Below are 6198 nucleotides of genomic sequence, written 5' to 3'. Positions count from 1 at the left end.
CGTAGACCCGACATAGAATAATCAAGTTATTTCAATGCGAGTCCTAGATCGGGCAGATCGGTCGAAGTAGGCACACGCTTTATAATACTCGCTAGACGGAAGATCGACGGATAAACTCGGGGGCAGATCTCCGACGCCCCTTCAAGTAGCTCGTGCGCGAAATATTCGGCGTCAGACCATGCATCCACCCGGGCCAGTACATACGCCATATAAGCCATACACATGGCATGGTCAATTATAGGTATACATTTATTTTTCTGAGATATCTCGTCAAAATGTGCTCGATATGCCTGAATTGCGTCATGCCATTCCGATAGATCGGCATGTAGGGAAGCTTCCTGTACGAAAATCTGTGCGTCGTCCAGCCACCATGCCCAATCGGGATCGCTGTCCCGGATTCCATCTTGATGGAGGCTACGTGCGCGAGAGAATATACGGACCGCCTTATTGTCGCCCAAGGTGGCCAAGGCGCGAGCCTCGCGCATCGCAAACATCGTAGCCATTCGGGGCGTTAGTCGGCGGCCCTCCATAGATCGCGCGAGTGTGAGCCCTTCTGCGGGAGCACCGTTCTCTGCGGCATGCATCGACATCCCCGCGCTCCCAGCGTCCGACGGTGGTCCGGTCAACGTCCAGTTCATGCGCAAATGACTCTTGAGAATAGCCCATGGCGCGGCGCCTAGCCGTTAGACCGCTTTGCTTCCGAGTCATCAACTCAATCCCTTCGCGTCCCGCGGATGCATCAGATGCATCAATTGTGCATCATCGTTGCCGTAGTCCCGCTGCGGCCGGTGCGCCACGGTAGGTAGGGGCACTTCGGGTCACCTTGCTCTGGGGATCGGCGTAGGCGGGATCGTCGTGCACCGCGAATCCGTGCTGCGCCCGCTCGATCTCCACTAGCCTGGGCTCCACCCGGAAGCGGCCGACAGCCGCCCGCGAGGCATCCACAGCGATGAAGGTGTCCTTCGTGCCGTGGACGATCAGGGTGGGTGCGGTCGATCTCTGGCGAGAGGGCAACGGCTCGGCGTCCCCGACTGCAACCTTGGTCCTCGCCAACAGCGGCAGGCTGCACCAGACCACCTTGCCGCCGGTCGAAGGTCGGTAGTAGGCCCATCGGGTGCTCAGGGCCGACAGCAGCAACAGGCCGCGTCCGCCCTCGGCGTCGAGAGCCGGGTCTTGCCGGATGGGTGCGGCTGCGCTGGAATCTCAGACCTCGATGATCAGATCAGTATCGGTGCGCGTCAGGCGGGTAGCGATGATGTCCGCCCCTCCATCCCGCTGGGTGGTGACGTCCCGGGCCGAGGAGCCGGCTTATGTACTTGTAGTGTTGACCTTTTCTGGGTTCTCGCGGAAGAACGACTCCGCCATGTCGGTTCCCACACGATGGCGCCCGCAGCTGCGAGAAGCCGAGCAGACTCGGCGTCGATGCCGCGGGCGCCACCAGTGGCCAGCGCCACCTGGCCGTCTAGGCGAAATTGATCCTTATCTCTGATTCCTTGCTCTCTTTGGCGTTAAGGTATTAAAGCGTTATGGCTATTTGCTCGGGGATGGAATCATCGGTATCTGACGGTAGATGTAAGAAATTTTCATCAATACGCGCCAGCTCGGCCATCTATGGCAATCGTAGCGCGGCATGCTATCCGGAGATGATCGGCTTGCCGAGCGGCAGGCCCTTCCCGCCGGTCTCGGTGGACATGATGTCGAGGTACAGGTAGACCGCGACCGCGATGAAGGCGAACACGACGTAGCCGCCGGCGTGCGTGAGGGCGGTGTTGGCGTAGATGGTGCCGAGCAGTAGCAACACCAGCGCGACGTCGACGAGCCCGAGCAGCAGGGTGTAGCTGCTGGGCAACCGCAGGGTGGCCACGGTGAACAGGACGATGGTGACCAGCCAGCTGATCAGCCACAGTTCGGTGCTCCTGGTGACCTGATCGGCGGGGATGTTGTACCAGTTGTGGCCGAGACCGAGGACGAACGCGGCGTAGCTGCCGTAGAACCCGAAGAACACCCCGAACAGGCTGGCCGCGGCGTTCTGCCCGAGCGCCGCCGCCCAGATCGCGGAGATCAGGAGACCGACGGTGGTGGCAGTCATGATGACGGGTATGGCGGCGCCGCCCGCGGCGGGCGGAAGCCACCCGGTGTCGACCAGCCCGAGGCCGACGGCACCGGCGATGAAGGTGGGGATACCGATCACGCCCGGGTTGCCGCGCAGCGGGCTGAGAGGCGGCGGAGCGGGTAATGTCTCGGTCTCGTTCGGTAACGGCTGTGAGTGGGTGGCGACGGTGGCGCTGTCGGTGCTGGTGGTCATCGGGATCATCCTCCTGAAGGGGCCGTTTCCGAGGCGGCCCGCCGTATGTGCTGCGGGTGCGGGCGGTAGAGGAGGGCTGGACGTGCCGTGGGGACTACGCCGTCCCCGTCCTACGCCGGTGAGGCAGTGCTCGGCCCTCCCGGTTTTGCTGGCGTTACTTGCCGTCGTGTCACGCTGCGGGCTACGCGAAACGAACGAGGAGTTTGATAATGCCTTCCTCCTTGGTTTTCTTCAACCTGAAGGCGCATTCGACTTCGTCGAACCCGAACTCGTGGGTCGTCATCGCCAGCGCGATGTCCATGAACGTTGGCCGGGTCGGGAGGCGCCGGGTGGGGTTGGCGCTGCCCGGAGGGCGGGGTGTGTGCTGTCGGTACCGACGTGTGTGACCGGTGCCGGGAGGTGGGCGTATGGCACAGCGTGTGCGGGCGCGGTGGCACCCTGTCCGTAGCCCCGTGATCGGGGTGGGGGAAGGACTCCCGGAGAGCTACCGCCGCGGGCTGGTGCGGTTTGTAACGGAGGTCAAGGCAGCCCGGCCGGCCGCAGTGGCCGTGCGCTGCGGTGGCTGCGCGTCCGGCGCCGGTCACCACGCCTGGAACGCGTCACCACGCCTGGAACAATGAGACATCGGTGGAGGAGGACATGAACGTGAGCAACCATGAGGTGCCGTCGCTGAGCAGGCAGGTCGAGACCGCCGTCGCCGGTGCGATCGACCGGGCGCTGCCGGAACTCGCCGGCGCCGACCCGGTTGTCCGGGGCTCCGACCACGCGGACTTCCAGGCCAACGCGGCGCTCGCGCTCGCCCGGCGGGCCCGCTGCCGCCCCGGGGAGCTGGCGGCTGCGGTCGCTGATGCCGTGCGCGCCGATGCCGTGCGCGCCGACGGCGCCGCTCTGGTGGCCGACGTCACCGTCTCCGGGCCTGGCTTCCTTAACATCACCCTCGCCGATGACGCGCTGTGGCGGCAGGTCACCGCCCGCCTTGCCGCCGGGCGGCTCGGCGTCGGCGCGGCCGAGCGGGGCCGTCGTACGATCATCGACTACTCCGGGCCGAACATCGCCAAGGAGATGCACGTCGGCCACCTGCGCACCACGATCATCGGGGACTGCCTGGCCCGGGTGCTCGGCTTCCTCGGCGCGGACGTCATCCGCCAGAACCATCTCGGGGACTGGGGCACCCAGTTCGGCATGCTCATCCAGTACCTCGACGAGCATCCCGCGGCGTCCTGGCACCACGACGACCTTGCCGCCGGCGCCTCCACGGTCTCGGCCCTCGATACCCTCTACCGGGCCGCCCGGAGCACCTTCGACGCCAACCCCGCCTTCGCCGACCGGGCCCGGCGCCGGGTCGTCGCGTTGCAGGCCGGCGACGCGGCGACCGTCAGCCAGTGGCGGGACATCGTCGCTGAGTCCGAGTTCGCCTTCGGGGAGATCTATCGCCGCCTCGGCGTGCTGCTCACTAGTGAGGACTCGGTGAGCGAATCCTTCTACAACCCCTGGCTTCCCGATGTCGTCGATGAACTCGTGCGCGCGGGTATCGCGGCCGGCAGCGACGGGGCCCTGTGCGTGTTCTCCGCCGAGGTGACCGGACCGGACGGGGAGCCCGTGCCGCTCATGGTCCGCAAGAACGACGGCGGCTACGGCTACGACACCACGGACCTCGCGACGATCCGCTACCGCATCCGCGATCTCAAGGCCGACCGGCTGCTCTACGTCGTCGACGCCCGCCAGGCCCTGCACTTCCGGCTCGTTTTCGAGGCCGCCCGCCGCGCCGGCTGGCTGTCCGACGACGTCGAGGCCACCCACGTCTCCTACGGCACCGTCCTCGGCCCCGACGGCAGGCCGTTCAAGACCCGCTCCGGCGAGACCGTCAAGCTCATGGACCTGCTCGACACCGCCGTGGAACGGGCCCGCACCATCGTCGCCGAGAAGGCCCCCGGCCTCGACCCGGCCGAGCTCGACCTGATCGCCGAGCAGGCCGGTATCGGCGCCGTTAAATACGCCGACCTGTCCACCTCCCGGACCAAGGACTACACCTTCGACGTCGAACGGATGGTGTCGTTCATCGGGAACACCGGCGTGTACCTGCAGTACGCCCACACCCGGATCCAGTCGATCCTCCGCAAGGCCGGCGACACCCCGGACACTCCGAACATCCCGGATGCCCCGGACGCCCTGGTCGAGGTGGACCCCACCCTGACGCCGCATCCCGCCGAACGGGCGCTCGTCCTCACTCTCGACGCCTTCGGTGACACGCTCGTCGACGTCAGCCGCGCCCTCGAACCCCACCGGCTCTGCGGCTATCTCTACGATCTCGCCAAGGCCTACACCGACTTCTACGAGGCCTGCCCGGTGCTGTCCGCTCCGGGCTCCCTGCGCGCCAACCGCATCGCCCTGTGCCGGCTCACCGCCCGCACCCTGCGCCAAGGGCTCGACCTGCTCGGCATCGCCGCGCCTGACCGAATGTAGGCCCGGCCGGCGGGTCCAGGTTAAGCTGGCATCCACGCGGATGTGCATGGTGTGCCGGGAAGTCTGGTCGGCGATGTCCGATTCGACCCCTGATGCTGGGAGACCGCCTTGGGCCCGCCGCCACCTCACAGTCCATGGTTTCACCGCAGTTTCTGGTTTCACCGGGACTCCCGGTTTTGCCGTGGTTTCCGGCTTTTCGGCCGTGGTTCGCGGGCGGAGACTCAGCGGGTCGCCGCCATCCTGCGCGGTGAGACGATCGGCGGGGCGCTCCTGCTCGCCGCCGCCGTGCTCGCGCTCGCACTCGCCAACTCGCCCTGGTCCGACGCCTACCGATCGCTGCTGGCCGTCCGGGTTGGTCCCGCCGCCCTCCACCTTGATCTGACGCTGGCGGAGTGGACCGCCGACGGACTGTTGGCGATCTTCTTTTTCGTCGCCGGGCTGGAACTCAAACGGGAGTTCGTCGCCGGTGACCTGCGTGATCCGCGCCGCGCCGCGGTCCCGGTGCTCGCCGCCTTCGGCGGTGTCGTCGTCCCGGCCGTCCTGTACACGTTGGTGAACCTGGGCAGCGGCGCGCTGCGAGGCTGGGCCATCCCGACGGCGACCGACATCGCCTTCGCGCTGTCGGTACTGGCGGTCATCGGCCGACACCTGCCGATCGCGTTGCGGACCTTCCTGCTCACGCTCGCGGTGGTCGACGATCTGGTGGCCATCGTCATTATCGCCGTCGCCTACACCGAGCGGCTGTCGGTCGCGCCCCTGGTCGGCGCGCTCGTGCCGTTGGCGGCGTTCACCGTGCTGGTGCAGCGGCGGGTGCGGTCGTGGTGGCTGCTGCTGCCGCCGGCGCTGGCGACCTGGGCGCTGGTGCACGCCTCCGGCGTGCACTCCACCGTCGCCGGGGTGCTGTTGGGCTTTGCGGTGCCGGTGCTGCGCAGCGAGCGGGGCCGTGCTCCCGAGATGGACCGAGGCCTAGCCGAGCACTTCGAACACCGCTGGCGTCCGATTTCGGCCGGTATCGCCGTGCCGATGTTCGCCTTCTGCTCTGCCGGGGTGACGGTGGGCGGTCTCGACGGTCTAGCCGAGGCGTTGAGTGACCGGGCGGCCGTGGGCGTGATCCTCGGCCTGGTCGTCGGCAAGACGGTCGGGATCCTCGCCGCGACCTGGCTGGTGGCGCGCTTCACGGGGGCGAGCCTGGACGCTGGGCTGGCCTGGCTCGATGTGGTGGGCCTGGCGATCCTGAGCGGCATCGGGTTCACCGTCTCCCTGCTCATCGGGGAGCTGGCGTTCGGGAGCGATTCCCCTCGTAGCGATCACGTCAGGATCGCCGTGCTGGCCGGCTCCCTGATCGCCGCTCTGTTGGCGGCCGTGCTGCTGCGCCTGCGTAACCAGGCTTACGCTCAGCTGGAGCGGACCGAGACCGCCCACCTCGTTCT

Annotated in this window: 5 protein-coding genes; 2 read left to right on the top strand and 3 right to left on the bottom strand. The window is 67.0% G+C overall.

Going from position 1 to position 6198, the window contains the following annotated elements; all coding sequences use genetic code 11:
• Positions 1-444: 444 nt before the first annotated feature.
• The 3 genes from AC08OT_RS18415 to AC08OT_RS18405 form a co-directional block, all read right to left on the bottom strand.
• A complete protein-coding gene (locus AC08OT_RS18415; protein WP_476594345.1) occupies positions 445-708 on the bottom strand; it encodes a helix-turn-helix domain-containing protein in 264 nt (87 codons plus the stop codon).
• A 51-nt stretch (positions 709-759) separates the two neighbouring features.
• The gene (locus tag AC08OT_RS18410; RefSeq protein WP_476594346.1) at positions 760-1137 is read right to left on the bottom strand and encodes a dienelactone hydrolase family protein; all 378 of its coding nucleotides are present in this window, start codon (positions 1135-1137) and stop codon (positions 760-762) included.
• A 496-nt stretch (positions 1138-1633) separates the two neighbouring features.
• Positions 1634-2305: a GPR1/FUN34/YaaH family transporter gene (locus tag AC08OT_RS18405; protein WP_476594347.1), complete on the bottom strand. Its 672-nt coding sequence runs from the start codon at positions 2303-2305 to the stop codon at positions 1634-1636.
• Between the two features lie 639 nt (positions 2306-2944).
• On the opposite strand from AC08OT_RS18405, the gene argS reads away from it, so the two are divergent.
• Complete coding sequence (argS, locus tag AC08OT_RS18400; RefSeq protein WP_476594349.1) at positions 2945-4768, top strand: arginine--tRNA ligase; 1824 nt, start codon at positions 2945-2947, stop codon at positions 4766-4768.
• A 108-nt stretch (positions 4769-4876) separates the two neighbouring features.
• The coding region (gene nhaA / locus AC08OT_RS18395) for a Na+/H+ antiporter NhaA (protein WP_476603096.1) at positions 4877-6198 on the top strand (1322 nt) is incomplete at its 3' end.

It is taken from the genome of Frankia sp. CgJB1, from assembly GCF_977947065.1.
This window is presented reverse-complemented; position numbering and strand designations above follow the sequence as displayed.